At 42.6% G+C, this 1191-nt stretch carries 2 protein-coding genes; both read left to right on the plus strand.

Translation table 11 applies throughout. The features are described 5' to 3' along the window. The first annotated feature begins 114 nt into the window (after positions 1-114). On the plus strand, positions 115-534 hold the full coding sequence (locus HMPREF9304_RS12175; protein WP_036929598.1) for a PcfK-like family protein: 420 nt from the start codon (positions 115-117) through the stop codon (positions 532-534). A gap of 4 nt (positions 535-538) precedes the next feature. Then, positions 539-1191, plus strand: a 653-nt coding sequence (locus HMPREF9304_RS12180; protein ID WP_036929601.1) for an RING finger protein, incomplete at its 3' end; no start/stop codon positions are given.

Below are 1191 nucleotides of genomic sequence, written 5' to 3' on the forward strand. Positions count from 1 at the left end.
GTCAATCAATACGGACATTGGGCAGAGTATTACGCACCCGACCGCACCAGCCTAAGAGCCTATTTGTATGGTAGTGTCAATCAAATAGTAGAAATCCCCAAACATTAAACGACTATGAAAGGAACAGAACATTTTACGAGAGCAATAGCCGAGTATCTTAATCAGCGTGCTATGACAGACCCATTATTTGCCTCTAACTTGTTGAAGCCAAACAAGAATATCGAGGAGTGTATCACCTATATTCTTAATGAAGTGCAGAAAAGCGGTTGTAACGGCTTTGATGATGATGAAATTTTCTCTATGGCTGTTCACTACTATGATGAGGACGATATAGAGATTGGCAAGCCTACCAATTGCCAAGTAATGGTCAATCACATGGTGGAACTAACGGAGGAAGAAAAAGCCGAAGCAAGGCAGGAAGCCATTAAGCAATATCAGCGTGAGGAACTTGCCAAGTTACAGAGCCGTAACGCACGAGTGAAAAAGACTGAGAACGCGACAACCCAAGTACAACCATCATTATTTGATTTTTAAGCCTATGAAACCGAGAAACAAATTTGAAAAGGCAGTTTTGGAACAAAGCAAGCATCTTCGCCCGATAACCACGACACAAAGCAAGTGGGCATTCCGTGAGTGTATTGACCACTTCGCCTACCGCTTGCCAAAAGGTCGTACCACTTGTATGGATTGTGGGCATAGTTGGGTAATGAACAAACATAGAGAAACTTGCACTTGCCCTCATTGCAGGGCAAAGTTGCAGGTAAAGGAAACTTTCCAACGCAAGTTGCAGCAGAAGCAGTATTTCACCTTACTTACCACTTGTGGAGAGTTTCAAGTATTACGTATGTTCCTACTTATTGTGGGTATGGAGAAAGGTTACAAAGCACAAACTTCAATCATTGAGATTGGGCAATATTGGTGGAATATGCAGGGACGAAAAGCTGTGGTTGCCATACAGAGGGTATTGGGACACTATGTTGATANCTTTTCCTATTATAGTCCTATGGCAATCCGCAACGATAATGAAGCCTATCAGCATATTGCCTACTCACCGATATATCCGAAGTTCAAGGTTACAGACATACTTCGCAGAAATGGTTTTAAGGATAATTTCTATGGCATCGTGCCTACCCAGNTTATTCCTNCATTGCTTACAGACAGCCGTGTGGAAACATTGCTAAAGGCAGGTCG

The organism is Hoylesella timonensis S9-PR14, from assembly GCF_000762405.1.
Taxonomy (GTDB): domain Bacteria; phylum Bacteroidota; class Bacteroidia; order Bacteroidales; family Bacteroidaceae; genus Prevotella; species Prevotella timonensis_A.